Below are 19,008 nucleotides of genomic sequence, written 5' to 3' on the forward strand. Positions count from 1 at the left end.
AAAGGTGATATATATGACAACACAAGTAGTAAACGTCATTGGCGCAGGTCTTGCGGGAAGCGAGGCTGCTTATCAAATCGCAAAACGTGGTGTCCAAGTAAAGTTATATGAAATGAGGCCTGTAAGGCAAACACCAGCCCATCATACAGATAAATTTGCTGAGTTAGTATGTAGTAATTCACTTCGTGCAAATACATTAACGAATGCTGTTGGGGTCATTAAAGAAGAAATGCGCCGAATGGACTCTGTTATCATTCGTGCGGCTGACGAATGCTCTGTACCAGCAGGAGGAGCTTTAGCTGTAGATCGTCATGAGTTTGCGGCGAAAGTAACAGAATATGTGAAAAACCATCCAAATGTAACTGTAATGAATGAAGAAGTTACAGAAATTCCAGAAGGACCAACTATTATCGCGACAGGTCCACTTACATCTCCTGATCTTTCTGCACAGTTGAAAGAATTAACGGGTGAAGATTATTTTTATTTCTATGATGCGGCCGCTCCAATTGTAGAGAAGGACAGCATTGATATGAATAAAGTATATTTGAAATCTCGTTATGATAAAGGGGAAGCAGCATACTTAAACTGTCCGATGACAGAAGAAGAGTTTGACCGTTTCTATGATGCTTTAATCGCTGCTGAGACAGTACCATTGAAAGAATTTGAGAAAGAAGTTTTCTTTGAAGGATGTATGCCAGTAGAAGTTATGGCGGGTAGAGGTAGACAGACGTTGCTATTTGGTCCGATGAAACCAGTTGGGTTAGAGGACCCAAAAACAGGGAAGACACCATATGCGGTTGTTCAATTGCGTCAAGATGATGCGGCAGGAACGTTATACAATATTGTAGGATTCCAAACGCATTTAAAGTGGGGACCACAAAAAGAAGTATTACAATTAATTCCTGGACTTGAAAATGCAGAAATTGTACGCTACGGTGTAATGCATCGCAATACATTTATTAATTCACCGAAGTTACTTCGTCCAACATATCAATATAAGCACCGTGACGATTTATTCTTTGCAGGACAAATGACAGGGGTAGAAGGATATGTAGAATCGGCTGCTTCAGGGTTGTTAGCAGGTATTAACGCAGCTCGTGTTGTACAAGGAGAAGAGCCTATTGTACTACCACCTGTAACTGCGATGGGGAGTATGGCGAATTACATTACTGCAACAAATGCGAAAAACTTCCAACCGATGAATGCAAACTTTGGTTTATTTACACCACTAGAAAAGAAAATCAAAAAGAAACAAGAACGAAATGAAGCATACGCAGCACGCGCTTTAGAGATAATTCAAAATTTTGTAAATATTTAGTTAAATTTCTTGCAAAGGCTACTGAATTGTGATACGATTTAGTAGCCTTTATTGAGGTGAGTTATGTGAATGTGAAGAAATTGTTACAATTATTCGTTGGATATTTACAAATTGAAAGAAATTATTCAAAATATACAATTGCAAGTTATCAAAATGATTTAGAACATTTTGTGCAATTTATGGAGCGAGAAGGCATATCCTCTTTTTTAGATGTTACATACGTTGATGTTCGTTTGTACTTAACGACGTTACACGATGAAAAGTTAGCCCGTAAATCTGTCGCAAGGAAAGTGTCAAGCTTACGAAGTTTATATCGTTTTTTGATGCGTGAAGGGTATCGCGAAGATAATCCGTTCGCACTTGCGTCACTCCCCAAAAAAGAATGGTCAATCCCAAAGTTCCTGTACGCTGAAGAGTTGGAAAAATTATTTGAAGTTTCTGATACGACAACGCCGCTTGGTCAAAGAAATCAAGCCCTATTAGAACTCATGTATGCAACAGGGATTCGTGTGAGTGAATGTGTAAATTTACAACTCACTGACATTGATTTTTCAGTGGGAACAATTCTTGTAATGGGAAAAGGCAAAAAACAAAGGTATATTCCGTTCGGAAGCTATGCACAAGATGCTTTAATTACTTATATAGAGAACGGGAGAAAACAGTTATCTAAAAAAAATGAGGAACACTCTCAAATGGTGTTTTTAAATGCAAAGGGTACGCCGTTAACAGATCGAGGTGTGCGTTATATTTTAAATGAACTGATTAAGAAAGCTTCTCTTACAATGCGAATAAGTCCACATATGTTAAGGCATACATTTGCTACACATATGTTAGATGAAGGAGCTGATTTACGTACTGTACAGGAGTTATTAGGTCATGAAAATTTATCAGCGACACAAATTTATACGCATGTTTCTAAAGAAAGATTGCGTTCTGTTTACATGAAGCATCACCCACGGGCATAAATTGCTTTTAAAGCTATAAAAACATATAAAGGAGTTTTTTCTATGGGAAATTTCCACGCTACAACGATATTTGCAATTCACCATAACGGTAAGTGTGCAATGGCTGGTGATGGACAGGTGACATTTGGCAATGCCGTTGTGATGAAGCACACAGCCCGCAAAGTCCGAAAGTTATTTCAGGGAAAAGTGTTAGCTGGCTTTGCAGGTTCAGTTGCGGATGCGTTTACTCTTTTTGAAATGTTTGAAGGAAAACTAGAAGAGTACAATGGCAATTTACAACGTGCTGCAGTTGAAATGGCAAAGCAATGGCGTGGTGATAAGATGCTGCGTCAATTGGAAGCAATGCTCATTGTCATGGATGAAACAACACTGCTTCTCGTTTCAGGTACGGGGGAAGTAATCGAACCAGATGATGGTATTTTAGCGATTGGTTCAGGTGGACATTATGCACTTGCTGCTGGTCGTGCTTTAAAGCAACATGCGAGTGAACATTTAACAGCAAAACAGATTGCGAAAGCAAGTTTAGAGATTGCTGGCGATATTTGTGTGTATACAAACCACAACATAGTTGTGGAAGAATTGTAGAATCGTAAGGGAGGCATTTTATATGCATTTACATTTTACTCCGCGTCAAATTGTAGAAAAATTGGATCAATATATTATTGGTCAAAAGGATGCGAAAAAAGCGGTTGCAGTAGCACTTAGAAATCGATATCGTCGCAGTAAGCTAGCGGAAGATTTGCGCGATGAAATTGCTCCGAAAAACATTTTAATGATTGGACCGACAGGTGTCGGGAAGACAGAGGTAGCACGACGAATGGCGAAGCTCGTTGGGGCACCTTTTATTAAGGTTGAGGCTACCAAATTTACAGAAGTTGGATACGTCGGCCGGGATGTAGAATCGATGGTACGTGATCTTGTGGAAACGTCCGTTCGTATTGTGAAAGAAGAGATGGTAGTTAAGGTTAAAGATAAAGCTGAAGAGCAAGCGAATCAACGACTTGTTGAAATTTTAGTACCGAGTCAACAAAAACAAACAGGATTTAAAAATCCATTAGAAATGCTGTTTGGTGGGAATCAAAATTCTAGTCAGACATCTGAAACACAAGACGACGCAGAAATTGAAAATAAGCGCCGAGAAGTTGAAAAGAAACTTGCTGCCGGTTTACTTGAAGAGGAAGTCGTATCGATTGAAGTGACGGAACAACAGTCTTCTATGTTTGATATGCTACAAGGAACTGGTATGGAACAAATGGGGATGAATTTCCAAGATGCATTAGGAAGTTTTATGCCGAAAAAAACGAAAAAACGTAAACTTTCTGTAAAAGAAGCAAGAAAAGTCTTGACAAATGAGGAAGCACAGCGCTTAATTGATATGGATGAAGTTACACAAGAGGCTGTTTATCGTGCTGAACAGCTCGGGATTATTTTTATTGATGAAATTGACAAAATTGCTGGTAAGCAGTCGAATAGCGTAGACGTATCGCGTGAAGGTGTGCAGCGTGACATTTTACCGATTGTAGAAGGGTCAAATGTTGCAACGAAATATGGATCAGTAAAAACAGATTATATTTTATTCGTTGCAGCCGGCGCATTCCATATGTCCAAACCGTCTGATTTGATTCCAGAATTGCAAGGGAGATTTCCGATTCGGGTGGAATTAACGAAATTATCAGTAGATGATTTTGTTAAAATTCTGATCGAACCAGACAATGCGTTAGTGAAGCAGTATATAGCATTGTTGGCAACTGAAGGTATAGAAATTGAATTTTCTGACGAAGCTATTCGTAAGATTGCTGAGATTGCTTATCAAGTTAATCAAGATACGGATAATATTGGAGCGAGAAGGCTTCATACCATTATGGAGAAACTTCTTGAAGATTTATCGTTTGAAGCATCTGAAATTACGTTAGAAAAAATAACGATAACACCTCAATATGTAGAGGAAAAATTAGCGACAATCGCTAAAAATAAAGATGTGAGCCAGTTTATTTTGTAATAGTATCATCAGGTGACTCGCCCTAGTTTCCAAGTGATGAAAAAATATGTAAGTAACATGTAGGAGGAACTTTTGAAATGGAATTATTAGCAAAAACGAGAAAATTAAATGCTTTATTACAAAGAGCAGCAGGAAAGCCTGTAAACTTTAGAGAAATGTCTGATACAATGTGTGAAGTAATTGAAGCGAACGTATTCGTTGTAAGTCGTCGTGGTAAATTATTAGGATATGCAATTCACCAACAAATTGAGAACGAACGCATGAAACAAATGCTTGCAGAGCGTCAATTCCCAGAAGAATATACACAAAGCTTATTCCATATTACAGAAACATCTCCAAACTTAGATGTGAATAGTGAATACACAGCTTTCCCTGTAGAAAACAAAGAATTGTTCGGTCAAGGTTTAACTACAATCGTGCCAATCGTTGGTGGTGGTGAGCGTCTAGGTACATTAGTGTTAGCTCGTCTTGGTCAAGAATTCTTAGATGATGATTTAATCCTTGCTGAGTACAGCTCAACTGTAGTAGGTATGGAAATTCTACGTGAAAAAGCAGAAGAAATTGAAGAGGAAGCTCGTAGTAAAGCGGTTGTTCAAATGGCGATTAGCTCATTGTCTTACAGTGAATTAGAAGCAATTGAACATATCTTTGAAGAGTTAAATGGAACAGAAGGTTTACTTGTTGCAAGTAAAATCGCTGATCGCGTTGGAATTACTCGTTCTGTAATCGTAAACGCCCTTCGTAAATTAGAAAGTGCAGGCGTTATTGAATCTCGTTCTTTAGGTATGAAAGGAACATACATTAAAGTATTAAACGACAAGTTTTTACATGAACTTGCTAAATTAAAAACAAACTAATTTGTAAGAAAAGCTCTCCTCATCTGAGGGGAGCTTTTTTATTTTTTAAGAGATCCATTGTGGGTTTGTGTGAGGGAAACCTTAGTTTTATTTCGTAGACAAGGTTGCTTAAAATAGAAAAAATGCGGTAATACTGGAATTGAAGCAGAGAAAAAAGATGAGTAAAATCATAATCAAAAAGAAAGTTTTACATTGTTCGCATTTTCGACTTGATTGTAATATTTCATTATGATATAGTAAGCAGTGGTGTCAGTACAAAGTATACACGTTTACTGATTTAAGTGTTGGTGCTACGCTTGTAGTTTCACTTAAAGATGAAGTAAACGGAGGATATCAAAAACCATTTAGGAGGAACTAAATTATGTCAGTAATTTCTATGAAGCAATTGCTTGAAGCTGGTGTTCATTTCGGACATCAAACTCGTCGTTGGAACCCAAAAATGAAACGTTACATTTTCACAGAGCGTAACGGTATCTACATCATCGACTTACAAAAAACTGTGAAAAAAGTTGAAGAAGCTTTCAACGTAATGCGTAACATCGCTGCTGAAGGTGGCGACATTTTATTCGTAGGTACAAAAAAACAAGCACAAGAAGCTATCAAAGAAGAAGCAACTCGTGCTGGAATGTACTTCGTTAACCAACGTTGGTTAGGTGGAACTTTAACAAACTTCCAAACAATCCAAAAACGTATCAAGCGTCTTAAAGATATCGAAAGAATGCAAGAAGATGGTACATTCGATGTACTTCCTAAGAAAGAAGTTGTTCAACTTAAAAAAGAGTTAGAGCGTCTTGAAAAATTCTTAGGCGGTATTAAAGATATGAAAGGTCTTCCAAGTGCATTATTCGTAGTAGACCCTCGTAAAGAGCGTATCGCAGTTGCTGAAGCACGCAAATTAAACATTCCAATCATCGGTATCGTTGATACAAACTGTGATCCAGACGAAATCGATCACGTAATTCCAGCAAACGATGATGCAATTCGTGCTGTAAAACTTCTTACATCTAAAATGGCAGACGCGATCCTTGAAGCAAAACAAGGTGAAGAAACTGTTACTGCGTAACAAATTTGGAAAGGTGATAAGGGGTTCGGCCTTTTATCACCTTTTTTAAGGTATAAACACCTTTTTAAAAGGTATAAATACATATTTTAGGAGGATGAAAAGTATGGCAATCACTGCACAAATGGTAAAAGAACTTCGTGAAAAAACTGGCGCAGGTATGATGGACTGCAAAAAAGCTTTAACAGAAACTAATGGCGACATGGAGAAAGCAATTGATTTCTTACGTGAAAAAGGTATTGCAAAAGCTGCTAAAAAAGCAGACCGCATCGCTGCTGAAGGTTTAACTTTCATCGAAACAAACGGTAACGACGGTTTAATCTTAGAATTAAACTCTGAAACTGATTTCGTTGCGAAAAACGAAGGTTTCCAAACATTAATTAAAGAATTAGCTGCTCACTTATTAGCTAACAAACCTGCTAACCTTGAAGAAGCTATGGCTCAAACAATTGCAAACGGCAAAACAGTAGAAGAGTACATCAACGAAGCAATCGCTAAAATTGGTGAAAAACTTACACTTCGTCGTTTCGAAATCGTATCAAAAACTGATGCAGATGCATTCGGTGCTTACTTACACATGGGTGGACGCATTGGTGTATTAACAGTTCTTGAAGGTTCTACAGATGAAGCAGCTGCTAAAGATGTAGCAATGCACATTGCAGCAGTTAACCCTAAATACATCGACCGCGATGCTGTAACAGCTGAAGAAGTTGAGCATGAGCGTCAAGTATTAACACAACAGGCTTTAAACGAAGGCAAGCCAGAAAAAATCGTTGCGAAAATGGTTGAAGGTCGTCTTGGCAAATTCTTCGAAGAGATTTGCTTACTTGACCAAGCATTCGTTAAAAACCCTGATATGAAAGTTCGTCAGTTCGTTGAGTCTAAAGGCGGCACATTAAAAGGATTCGTTCGCTACGCTGTTGGTGAAGGTATCGAAAAACGCGAAGACAACTTTGCTGAAGAAGTAATGAACCAAGTAAAAGGTAGCAACTAATACAGATTAGGGAACACATTGTGTTCCCTTTTTTAAAATAAAGATGTAAGCAATTGGAGGTTCATTATGAGTAAACCGAAATATAATCGTGTTGTTTTAAAGCTAAGCGGAGAAGCGTTAGCTGGTGAAAAAGGATTTGGAATTAACCCAGCTGTTATTAAGTCAGTTGCAGAACAAGTGAAAGAAATTGCAGAACTTGATGTAGAGGTTGCTGTTGTTGTTGGTGGCGGTAACATTTGGCGTGGGAAAATTGGAAGTGAAATGGGCATGGATCGTGCAGGAGCGGACTATATGGGCATGTTAGCGACAGTTATGAACTCATTAGCTCTTCAAGATAGCTTGGAGAACATTGGAATTCAAACGCGTGTTCAAACTTCTATTGAAATGCGTCAAGTGGCAGAACCTTACATTCGTCGTAAAGCAATTCGTCACTTAGAGAAGAAACGTGTTGTTATTTTTGCAGCAGGTACAGGTAACCCATACTTCTCTACAGATACAACTGCAGCATTACGTGCAGCGGAAATCGAAGCGGATGTTATTTTAATGGCGAAAAACAATGTAGATGGTGTGTATAGTGCAGATCCATCTGTTGATCAAACAGCTACGAAATATGAATCACTTACATACTTAGATGTATTAAAAGAAGGTTTGGGTGTAATGGATTCTACTGCTTCTTCATTATGTATGGACAATGATATTCCATTAATTGTATTCTCGGTTATGGAAAAAGGAAACATTAAACGTGCCGTTTTAGGCGAAAATATTGGAACAATTGTAAGGGGGAAATAAATATGGGTCAACAAGTATTAAAAGCTGCAAATGAAAAAATGGAAAAAGCAGTTGCTGCTTATTCACGTGAATTAGCAACAGTTCGTGCTGGTCGTGCAAACGCGTCTGTATTAGATAAGGTACAAGTTGATTACTACGGTGCACCAACACCTGTTGTGCAGTTAGCGAACATTACAGTTCCAGAAGCACGTTTACTTGTAATTCAGCCTTATGATAAAACTTCTATCGGTGATATTGAAAAAGCGATCTTAAAAGCAGATTTAGGCTTAAATCCTTCTAACGATGGCTCAGTAATTCGCATTGCATTCCCAGCATTAACAGAAGAGCGTCGTCGTGATCTTGTTAAAGTTGTGAAAAAATACGCTGAAGAAGCAAAAGTTGCTGTTCGTAACGTACGTCGTGACGGCAATGATGACCTTAAAAAGCTTGAAAAAGCTGGCGAGATTACAGAAGACGACTTAAGAGGATATACAGAAGATATCCAAAAAGAAACGGATAAGTATATTGCAAAAGTTGACGAAATCGCAAAAAACAAAGAAAAAGAAATCATGGAAGTGTAATAGCGATACCTTCGCAAATATGACCCTCTTCTTAAGGGGGTCTTTTTACACTTTTAGGCATACGTCTGCTTGTTGGAGGGTATGAATGATGTTTAAAAAGTTTCCTTTTTTTAAAGGTAAAAAGGTCACATCGTTTGATCATCTCATTGAAGAAGTGAAAAAGGGACATATCCCAGAGCACATTGCAATCATTATGGATGGTAATGGAAGGTGGGCAAAGAAAAGAGCTATGCCTCGTATTGCTGGACATCATGAAGGAATGCAAGTAGTAAAAAAGATTACGAAATTTGCTAGTAAACTTGATGTAAAAGTGCTGACTCTTTATGCTTTTTCTACTGAGAACTGGAAAAGACCGAAAAAGGAAGTCGATTATTTAATGAAGCTTCCAGAAGAATTTTTAGGTACATTTTTACCAGAATTGATTGAAGAAAATGTACAAATTCGAGTGATTGGACAAAAAGATCGTCTTCCTACGCATACGCGCAGAGCGATGGAAAAAGCCATGGAAGATACAAAAGAGAACACGGGATTAATTCTCAATTTTGCGTTAAACTATGGAAGTCGCGATGAAATCGTTTCTGCTGTGCAACAGATGATGAAAGATAGTGAAAAAGGGAAAGTTCGTTCAGAAGATATAAATGAAGAAATGATTTCTTCATACTTAATGACAAGTACTTTACCTGATCCGGATTTGCTTATTCGTACAAGTGGAGAACTACGTATTAGTAATTTCATGCTATGGCAAATTGCGTATTCGGAGCTTTGGTTTACAGATGTGTATTGGCCAGATTTTACCGAGGAACATTTGTTAAACGCGATTACAGACTTTCAACATAGAGGGCGCAGATTCGGAGGCGTGTAGAAAGAGAGGGTTTGGTAGTGAAACAGAGAATTATTACAGGAGTGATTGCTGCCGCGCTATTCATTCCCATCGTAATTTACGGTGGCGTGCCTTTTACAGCTTTAGTGTATGCACTCGCTTCTATAGGGTTATATGAATTAATTCGCATGAACAAGCTTACACTTATTTCGGTACCAACAGTTTTAGCTGCATTATTATTGTGGATTATTTTAGTTCCAAGTAATGCATCAGGATTGTTTGAGTGGATTGGATTAGATAAATTGGAAATCACATTTGTGATTGTTTTATTACTTTTATCATATACAGTCCTTTCGAAGAATACATTTACTTTTGACAATGCTGCATTTTTACTTATGGCAACAACATATGTTGCAATGGGATTCTTATATTTAAATGAGACAAGAATATTGGGAATCAAATATGTGTTTTATGCATTATTTGTCATTTGGGCAACTGATTCAGGCGCATATTTCATAGGGAAAGCAATTGGAAAAAGAAAATTGTGGCCAGAGATTAGTCCGAATAAAACGATAGAAGGTTCATTAGGCGGTATTGTTTGTGGTATTGTTGTTGCGTTTGTATATAATATGTTTTACCCAGTTGAAAACAGTGTGGGAATTTTAATTGTTGCTACAATCGCAATTTCTATTTTTGGACAAATTGGTGACTTAGTACAGTCTGCATTTAAGCGGCATTATGGCGTGAAGGATTCAGGTAAAATTTTACCTGGCCATGGCGGTATATTAGATCGAACAGATAGCTGGCTGTTTGTTTTACCAATTCTATATTTCTTATTACAATACATTTAATAAATGAACGAGGGGTTGGAGTCATGAAAAACATTAGTTTATTAGGTGCAAGTGGATCAATTGGAACGCAAACGTTAGATGTATTGCGCATGCACCCAGACCAATTCCGTCTCGTTGCTTTTTCTGTAGGAAAAAATATCGATTACGCAGTAAAAGTGATTCAAGAATTTTCTCCTCAGCTTGTTTCTGTACAAAGAGAAGAAGATGTTGTAAGCTTACAATCCGTTTCTGGAAATACAAAAGTAGTATATGGTGACAAGGGGTTATTAGAGGTAGCTCTTCATCCAGAAGCAGAAGTTGTAATAAATGCTGTTGTAGGTAGTGTAGGATTGTTACCAACACTTCGTGCAATTGAGGCAAAAAAAACAATTGGAATTGCAAATAAAGAAACATTAGTAACTGCAGGACATCTTGTCATGGAAGCGGCGCGAAAATACAATGTGTCATTACTTCCAGTAGATAGTGAACATTCAGCTATTTTTCAATGCTTGAATGGAGAAAATGAAAAAAGAATCTCGCGTTTAATTATCACTGCATCAGGCGGGAGTTTTCGTGATAGAACGAGAGATGAATTGCATCATGTGACAGTAGAAGATGCGCTTCGTCATCCGAACTGGTCAATGGGTTCGAAAATTACAATTGATTCTGCTACAATGATGAATAAGGGGCTGGAAGTAATTGAAGCACATTGGCTTTTCGGCATTCCTTATGAGCAAATCGATGTTGTTTTACATAAAGAAAGCATTATTCATTCTATGGTTGAATTTGAAGATCGTAGTGTAATGGCGCAGCTCGGCTCACCAGATATGCGTGTACCAATTCAATATGCACTTACATATCCTGACAGGTTACCTCTTTCGGATACAAAACGGTTAAATCTATGGGAAATTGGAACGTTGCATTTTGAAAAAATGGATCAAGAGCGTTTCCGTTGCCTACGTTTTGCATATGAAGCTGGGAAGACGGGTGGGAGCATGCCAGCTGTAATGAATGCAGCAAATGAAGTAGCTGTAGCAGCCTTTTTACAAAAGAAAATTGGTTTCTTAGCAGTAGAAGACCTCATTGAAAAAGCAATGCACCATCACAATGTCATTGCACGTCCAAGCTTAGAAGAAATTCAGGAAATTGATGCGGCCACAAGACGGTTTGTGATGGAACAAATTTAGCAAAGGTGGTTATGGAATTGAATACAGCGATTGCCTTTATATTAATTTTTGGTGCACTGGTATTTTTCCATGAGCTAGGGCATTTATATTTCGCAAAAAGAGCTGGTATTTTATGTCGCGAGTTTGCAATTGGCTTTGGGCCAAAAATATTTTCATTTGAAAAGAATGAAACAGTTTATACGGTTCGACTGCTGCCTCTTGGAGGCTATGTTAGAATGGCTGGCGAAGATGCGGAAACAGTTGAATTAAAACCAGGTAAAAAAGTGGGACTTGTATTAAATGAAAACGAAGAGGTTGTAAAATTAGTTTTAGACGGGCGCGAAAAGTATCCGAATGTTCGCGTGATTGAAGTAGAACAAGCTGATTTAGAACATAGTCTCACAATCGCTGGTTACGAAGAGTACGAGGAAGAATTGCAAACATTTCGTATAAATGAAAAAGCTCGTATTGTTTCTGCGGGAGAAGAGATACAAATTGCTCCGTTTAACAGACAGTTTGGCTCTAAAACATTAGGACAGCGAGCGTTAACAATTTTTGCAGGTCCTGCTATGAACTTTGTCCTTGCATTTGTTATTTTCGTGATCCTTGGATTTGTACAAGGCGTTCCTGTTGATAAACCGATGGTTGGAAAAGTAATGAAAGATAGTGCTGCAGAACAAGCGGGATTGAAACAAGATGATATGATTCAAGCAATCGATGGGAAAGACACGAATACATGGAAAGATGTTGTAGCGATTGTACGTGAAAACCCAAATAAAGAAATTACGCTTCATGTAAAACGTGACAGCGAACAATTTAATGTAAAAGTAACGCCAACAGTTGATAAAGAGGGGAAAGAAAAGGTTGGTAGAATTGGTGTATACTCCCCTGTAGAGAAATCTATTTTTGGTTCTATTAAATCAGGTTTTGAACAGACGTATACATGGACGAAACTTATTTTTGACTCCATTATAAAATTGGTTACAGGTCAGTTTTCTATTAATGATTTATCAGGTCCTGTAGGAATTTATAATTTAACAGACCAAGTCGTGGACTATGGAATCACACGTGTTCTAAGTTTGGCGGCGGTTTTAAGTATAAATCTTGGTTTATTCAACTTATTACCGGTTCCAGCTCTTGATGGAGGACGCTTGTTCTTCTTCTTAATTGAGGCATTGCGCGGGAAACCGATTGATCGCCAAAAAGAAGGAATGGTGCACTTTATTGGGTTTGCGTTATTAATGTTACTTATGTTAGTTGTAACGTGGAATGACATTCGCAAGTTTTTCTTATAAAATAGAGTAAAACTTGCAGTAAGTGTGAATCTCACAATATCTGTTGTGGATAGTGAATGAAATGAATAGAGCTCTGAGAGTTGTAATCCCTCACCTAATTTGAGGTGAGGGGTTTTACTGCGTATTAGAGTAAATTAAAGAGGTGCGAATAGATGAAACAAAGTATGGTATTTAGTCCTACATTACGTGAAGTGCCAGCAGATGCTGAGATTAAAAGTCATCAATTGCTGCTTCGCGCGGGATTTATGCGTCAAAACGCTTCTGGTATTTATAGCTTTTTACCACTTGGGCTGAAAGTATTGCATAAAGTAGAACATATTGTTCGTGAAGAAATGGAACGAGCGGGAGCGGTAGAATTATTAATGCCAGCATTACAAGCTGCTGAGTTATGGCAAGAATCAGGTCGATGGTATTCTTACGGTTCTGAGTTAATGCGTATGAAAGATCGTAACGATCGTGAGTTTGCATTAGGAGCAACGCATGAAGAAGTTATTACAGATCTTGTACGTGATGAGATTAAGTCTTACAAAAAGTTACCTTTAACACTATACCAAATCCAAACAAAATTCCGTGATGAGCAACGACCACGTTTTGGTTTATTACGCGGAAGAGAATTTTTAATGAAAGATGCGTATTCTTTCCATGCAACACAAGAAAGTTTAGATGAAGTTTATAACCGTCTATTCCAAGCGTATTCTAATATCTTTGCTCGTTGTGGTTTGAACTTCCGTGCAGTTATTGCTGATTCTGGAGCGATGGGCGGTAAAGATACTCATGAATTTATGGTGTTATCCGATGTAGGAGAAGATACAATCGCGTATTCTGATACATCTGATTATGCAGCAAATATTGAAATGGCTCCTGTTGTTGCTTCTTATACAAAGAGCGAGGAAGCGGAAAAAGCGCTTGAAAAAGTAGCAACGCCAGATCAAAAGGCAATTGAAGAAGTATCTACATTCTTAAACATTGAGCCATCTCAGTGCATTAAATCAATGGTGTTTAAAGTAGATGAAAAATTCGTTGTTGTTCTTGTGCGTGGAGATCATGAAGTAAATGATGTAAAAGTGAAGAACGTATACGGTGCTTCAGTTGTTGAACTTGCTGCACACGAAGAGGTAAGAAACCTATTAAATTGTGAAGTAGGCTCTTTAGGACCAATTGGTGTTACAGGTGATGTTGAAGTTATTGCTGACCATGCGATAGCTGCAATTGCAAATGGTTGTTGTGGTGCAAATGAAGAAGGCTTCCACTATGTAAATGTAAATCCAGAACGTGACTTTAAGGTAAGTCAATATGCAGATTTACGCTTCATTCAAGAAGGAGATCAATCTCCGGATGGAAACGGAACAATTCGTTTTGCTCGTGGTATTGAAGTAGGACATGTATTTAAATTAGGAACACGCTATAGTGAAGCGATGAATGCCACATTCTTAGATGAAAATGGAAAAATGAAACCACTTATCATGGGTTGCTATGGCATTGGTGTTTCTCGTACAGTAGCAGCAATCGCTGAGCAATTTAATGACGAGAATGGTTTAATTTGGCCAAAAGCAGTTGCACCGTTCCATGTACATGTAATTCCAGTTAATATGAAATCTGATGCACAGCGTGAAGTGGGCGAAAATATATACAGTTCATTACAGGAGCAAGGTTATGAAGTATTATTAGATGATCGTGCAGAGCGTGCAGGTGTTAAATTTGCTGATGCGGATTTATTTGGTCTTCCGGTTCGCGTAACAGTTGGTAAAAAAGCAGATGAAGGTATTGTAGAAGTGAAAGTACGTGCGACAAACGAATCTGCAGAAGTAAAAGTTGAAGAACTTCACACATATATCGCTAATATTTTAAAATAAGAAGAGGTACCTCGTAATGAGGTACTTCTCTTTCTTTGTAGAGTAAGCTTTTTTTGAGAAGAAGGAATAAACCTTTCTTTGCTGAAGGGAGCATTTCAATTTATAATAGCAGATGGAAGGAGGTTGCTTATGTCGTTAACAAATGAACAACAAGAGCGATTTCAAATTTTGCTCCAGCAGTTGCAAATACCGGAAGATCTTATCAATCAATATTTACAAGGTGGCGGTATTCAGAAGCTAGTTGTTGATAAAGTAAATAAAAGCTGGCATTTTGACTTACAGGTGCCACGTATTTTACCAACAGAATTATATGAATTGCTAGAAGCACAGCTCAAGCAGTCATTTTCTCATATTGCAAAAACGTCATTTGCACTAGAAACAGAAAATAAACAGTTTACGGAAGAACAGGTCAAGGCATATTGGCCACTTTGTACAGAGCGAATTATATTTTCACCTATGTTTGCGTATTTAAAAAAGCAACTTCCGCATGTAAATGGAGTGAAGTTGTTACTAAATGTGAATAATGAGTTGGAATCTACTGCGTTAAAGAAAAATCTTGCAAAGCCAGTAGGTGATCAATATGAAGTGTTTGGATTTCCGCGTTTTCAGCTTGAAACCAATATAAAACAGAATGAAGAGGAAGTTCAAAAGTTTCGTGAACAGACGCAGCAAGAGGATCGTCAGCGTGTGATACAAGCTATGGAAGAAATGGCCAAGAAGCAAACTGAAGAAAGCGACGTTGTACATGAAGGACCAATTGTACTTGGTTACCTCATTAAGTCTGATGAAGAAATTACGCCGCTGCGCGAAATCCAAGATGAAGAAAGACGAAAAACGGTCCAAGGTTATGTCTTCCATGTGGAAACAAAAGAACTTCGTAGTGGACGTACGTTATTAACGTTAAAAATAACAGATTATACGAATTCCATTATGATAAAAATGTTCTCACGTGATAAAGAAGATATTCCGTTGCTGCAATCCTTGAAAAAAGGAATGTGGATAAAAGCGCGAGGTTCGGTTCAAAATGATACGTTTGTTCGTGATCTAGTTATGATTGCAAACGATATTAACGAAATAACAGGACCTTCTCGTAAAGATAAAGCGCCTGAAGGAGAAAAACGAGTAGAGCTTCACCTACACACACCAATGAGTCAAATGGATGCTGTTACCTCAGTATCTAAACTTGTTGCGCAAGCTGGAAAATGGGGACATGAAGCGATTGCTGTTACAGACCATGCTGTTGCACAATCATTCCCAGAAGCATATTCTGCAGGGAAAAAAGCCGGCATAAAAGTCATTTATGGAGTGGAAGCAAACTTAGTAAATGACGGTGTCCCAATTGCCTATAACGAAGAACACAGGTTGCTTGCCGATGAAACATACGTTGTCTTTGACGTCGAAACGACAGGGTTATCGGCTGTGTATGATACTGTTATTGAATTAGCAGCAGTAAAAGTCAAAGGCGGTGAAATTATTGATCGCTTTGAATCTTTTGCGAATCCACATCAACCGCTATCAGCTACGATTATTGAGTTAACTGGTATTACAGATGACATGTTGACTGATGCGCCAGAAGTAGGAGAAGTATTTGAAAAGTTTGAAGCGTGGATGGGTGATCATACACTTGTTGCCCATAACGCAAGTTTTGATATGGGATTCATAAATGTAGGATTTAAGAAATGTGGCTTAGACAAGCCTAAAAACCCAGTTATTGATACATTAGAGTTAGCTAGGTTCTTATTCCCAGAAATGAAGAATCATCGCTTAAATACGATGTGTAAAAAACTCGACATTGAATTAACGCAACATCACCGTGCGATTTATGATACGGAAGCAACGGGATATTTACTTGTAAAAATGTTGAAAGATGCCATTGAAAAGGGTTTTGAATATCACGATCAATTAAATGATAGCATGGGACAAGGTGATGCGTATAAACGTGGAAGGCCGAGTCATGTCACTTTGCTTGCAACATCCGATGAAGGTTTGAAAAATTTATACAAACTTGTTTCATATTCACATATCAATTATTTCTACCGTGTACCACGAGTACCAAGATCATTATTAAAAAAATATCGAGAAGGTATATTAGTTGGTACAGCTTGTGATAAAGGTGAAGTTTTTGAAGCAATGATGCAAAAGGCTCCTGAAGAGGTAGAGGAAATTGCACAGTTCTATGATTACATTGAGGTTATGCCTCCAGTGGTGTTGGGTCATTTAGTAGAGCGTGAGTTAGTTCGAGATGAAGGACAATTAAAAACAATCATTTCTAATTTAGTAAAATTGGGTGAAACATTAGGTAAACCAGTTGTTGCTACAGGAAATGTACATTATCTTGATCCAGAAGATGCAATGTACCGTAAAATTTTAGTAAGCTCACAGGGCGGGGCAAACCCATTAAATCGTCATTCATTGCCACCTGTATATTTTCGCACAACAGATGAAATGCTAGATTGCTTCTCGTTCTTAGGAGAAGAGAAAGCAAAAGAAATTGTTGTAGCCAATACACAAAAGATTGCATCATTGATTGGTGACGTTCATCCAGTAAAAGATGATTTGTACACACCGAAAATTGAAGGAGCAGACGACGAAACGCGTGATATGAGTTATAAAATGGCGCGTAGCATTTATGGGGAAGAGCTACCAGAAATCGTAGAAGCCCGTCTGGAAAAAGAATTAAAAAGTATCATTGGACATGGATTTGCCGTTATCTACTTAATTTCACATAAGCTTGTGAAAAAGTCGCTTGTAGATGGTTATCTTGTAGGTTCGCGTGGATCGGTGGGGTCATCATTCGTTGCGACAATGATGGAGATTACAGAAGTAAATCCATTACCTCCGCATTATGTATGTCCGAAGTGTAAGCAATCAGAGTTCTTCAATGACGGTTCTGTAGGTTCTGGTTTTGATTTACCTGATAAGGAGTGTCCAACATGTAATATTCCATATGTAAAAGATGGACATGATATTCCGTTCGAAACGTTCCTTGGTTTTAAAGGAGATAAGGTACCGGATATCGATTTGAACTTCTCCGGAGAATACCAACCACGTGCCCATAACTATACGAAAGTACTGTTTGGTGAGGATTATGTATATCGTGCTGGAACAATTGGTACGGTTGCGGAGAAAACAGCTTATGGTTATGTAAAAGGCTATGCCAATGATCATAATTTAACCATTCGGAATGCTGAGGTTGATCGTCTTGTCGCCGGTTGCACAGGGGTAAAACGTACAACAGGACAGCATCCAGGTGGAATTATCGTTGTGCCAGATTACATGGATATTTTTGATTTTTCACCGATTCAATTCCCTGCCGATTCGGTAGGAGCGGAGTGGAGAACGACACACTTTGACTTCCACTCTATTCATGATAATTTATTAAAACTGGATATTCTGGGACACGATGATCCGACCGTTATTCGTATGCTGCAAGATTTAAGTGGCGTGGATCCGAAAACAATACCAACAGATGATCCAGAAGTAATGAAAATCTTCTCTGGTCCAGAATCGTTAGGTGTAACAGAAGAGCAAATTAATTGTAAAACAGGTACACTTGGCATTCCGGAGTTTGGTACGAAATTCGTAAGGCAGATGTTAGAGGAAACAAAGCCAACGACATTCTCGGAGCTTGTCCAAATTTCTGGACTATCCCACGGTACAGACGTATGGCTTGGTAATGCGAATGAATTGATTTACAACGGTACATGTACACTAAGCGAAGTTATCGGTTGTCGTGATGATATTATGGTTTATCTGATTTACCAAGGATTAGATCCATCTTTAGCATTTAAAATCATGGAATCGGTACGTAAAGGTAAAGGTGTACCGGAAGAATGGGAAGAGGAAATGCGCAATAACAATGTACCTGGTTGGTATATTGATTCTTGTAAAAAGATTAAGTACATGTTCCCTAAGGCACATGCGGCAGCTTATGTACTAATGGCTGTACGTATAGCGTACTTCAAAGTACATTTTGCACTTCTATTCTATGCAGCATACTTTACAGTACGTGCAGATGACTTTGATGTAGAGGCAATGGTAAAAGGGTCAGCGTCAATCCGTGCGAGAATTGATGAAATTGCACAAAAAGGATTGGATGCTTCTCCTAAAGAGAAGAGTTTATTAACGGTATTAGAAATGACGCTTGAAATGTGCGAACGTGGTTATTCATTCCAAAAAGTTGATTTATATCGTTCGCATGCATCGGACTTTATTATTGATGGAGATACGTTGATTCCTCCATTTAATGCAATACCTGGTCTTGGTACAAATGCAGCCATAAGTATTGTTGAAGCACGTGAAAATGGTGAGTTTTTATCAAAAGAAGATTTACAACAGCGCAGTAAGGTTTCTAAAACAATTATTGAGTATTTAGATAGTCAAGGTTGTTTAGGTGATTTGCCAGATCAAAACCAATTGTCACTGTTCTAGTGGACTGGAAAAGTCTTTGCAAATCGGGATTTGCTATGGTATACTATTAACCGAGATAACCATGTCATGTA

15 protein-coding genes are annotated in these 19,008 nt (G+C 38.1%); all 15 read left to right on the top strand.

The genetic code is table 11. The features are described from left to right. Positions 1–13: 13 nt before the first annotated feature. The 15 genes from trmFO to COO03_RS03840 all read left to right on the top strand — a co-directional run bounded on the left by trmFO (position 14) and on the right by COO03_RS03840 (position 18,937). Complete coding sequence (gene trmFO, locus COO03_RS03770; protein ID WP_097895206.1) at positions 14–1,318, top strand: FADH(2)-oxidizing methylenetetrahydrofolate--tRNA-(uracil(54)-C(5))-methyltransferase TrmFO; 1,305 nt, start codon at positions 14–16, stop codon at positions 1,316–1,318. A gap of 65 nt (positions 1,319–1,383) precedes the next feature. Next, on the top strand, positions 1,384–2,283 hold the full coding sequence (xerC, locus tag COO03_RS03775) for a tyrosine recombinase XerC (RefSeq protein ID WP_097895207.1): 900 nt from the start codon (positions 1,384–1,386) through the stop codon (positions 2,281–2,283). Positions 2,284–2,325: 42 nt separating this feature from the next. After that, entirely contained in the window at positions 2,326–2,868 is a 543-nt protein-coding gene (hslV, locus tag COO03_RS03780) for an ATP-dependent protease proteolytic subunit HslV (protein WP_097895210.1), read from the top strand. 22 nt (positions 2,869–2,890) lie between these two features. Further along, positions 2,891–4,282: an ATP-dependent protease ATPase subunit HslU gene (hslU, locus tag COO03_RS03785; protein ID WP_097895212.1), complete on the top strand. Its 1,392-nt coding sequence runs from the start codon at positions 2,891–2,893 to the stop codon at positions 4,280–4,282. A gap of 77 nt (positions 4,283–4,359) precedes the next feature. Further along, the gene (codY, locus tag COO03_RS03790; protein WP_097895214.1) at positions 4,360–5,139 is read left to right on the top strand and encodes a GTP-sensing pleiotropic transcriptional regulator CodY; all 780 of its coding nucleotides are present in this window, start codon (positions 4,360–4,362) and stop codon (positions 5,137–5,139) included. Positions 5,140–5,500: 361 nt separating this feature from the next. After that, positions 5,501–6,202, top strand: a complete 702-nt coding sequence (gene rpsB / locus COO03_RS03795; RefSeq protein ID WP_012094919.1) for a 30S ribosomal protein S2 — start codon at positions 5,501–5,503, stop codon at positions 6,200–6,202. 103 nt (positions 6,203–6,305) lie between these two features. Continuing rightward, entirely contained in the window at positions 6,306–7,193 is an 888-nt protein-coding gene (gene tsf, locus COO03_RS03800; protein WP_097895216.1) for a translation elongation factor Ts, read from the top strand. Between the two features lie 66 nt (positions 7,194–7,259). Continuing rightward, positions 7,260–7,982: a UMP kinase gene (gene pyrH, locus COO03_RS03805; protein ID WP_097895218.1), complete on the top strand. Its 723-nt coding sequence runs from the start codon at positions 7,260–7,262 to the stop codon at positions 7,980–7,982. 2 nt (positions 7,983–7,984) lie between these two features. Then, on the top strand, positions 7,985–8,542 hold the full coding sequence (gene frr, locus COO03_RS03810; RefSeq protein WP_097895221.1) for a ribosome recycling factor: 558 nt from the start codon (positions 7,985–7,987) through the stop codon (positions 8,540–8,542). 85 nt (positions 8,543–8,627) lie between these two features. Next, positions 8,628–9,404, top strand: a complete 777-nt coding sequence (locus COO03_RS03815) for an isoprenyl transferase (protein ID WP_097895222.1) — start codon at positions 8,628–8,630, stop codon at positions 9,402–9,404. Positions 9,405–9,421: 17 nt separating this feature from the next. Beyond that, positions 9,422–10,213, top strand: coding sequence for a phosphatidate cytidylyltransferase (locus COO03_RS03820; RefSeq protein ID WP_097895224.1), 792 nt, complete (start codon positions 9,422–9,424; stop codon positions 10,211–10,213). A gap of 23 nt (positions 10,214–10,236) precedes the next feature. Further along, entirely contained in the window at positions 10,237–11,379 is a 1,143-nt protein-coding gene (gene dxr / locus COO03_RS03825; RefSeq protein ID WP_097895226.1) for a 1-deoxy-D-xylulose-5-phosphate reductoisomerase, read from the top strand. A 17-nt stretch (positions 11,380–11,396) separates the two neighbouring features. Further along, a complete protein-coding gene (gene rseP / locus COO03_RS03830; RefSeq protein WP_141523152.1) occupies positions 11,397–12,653 on the top strand; it encodes an RIP metalloprotease RseP in 1,257 nt (418 codons plus the stop codon). Positions 12,654–12,805: 152 nt separating this feature from the next. Then, positions 12,806–14,506 carry a proline--tRNA ligase gene (locus tag COO03_RS03835; protein WP_097895229.1) on the top strand — a complete coding sequence of 567 codons (1,701 nt, stop codon included), beginning with the start codon at positions 12,806–12,808 and terminating at the stop codon, positions 14,504–14,506. Between the two features lie 129 nt (positions 14,507–14,635). After that, on the top strand, positions 14,636–18,937 hold the full coding sequence (locus COO03_RS03840) for a PolC-type DNA polymerase III (protein ID WP_097895231.1): 4,302 nt from the start codon (positions 14,636–14,638) through the stop codon (positions 18,935–18,937). Positions 18,938–19,008 lie beyond the last annotated feature (71 nt).

The sequence above is a fragment of the Bacillus sp. AFS098217 genome (genome assembly GCF_002551815.1).
Taxonomy (GTDB): domain Bacteria; phylum Bacillota; class Bacilli; order Bacillales; family Bacillaceae_G; genus Bacillus_A.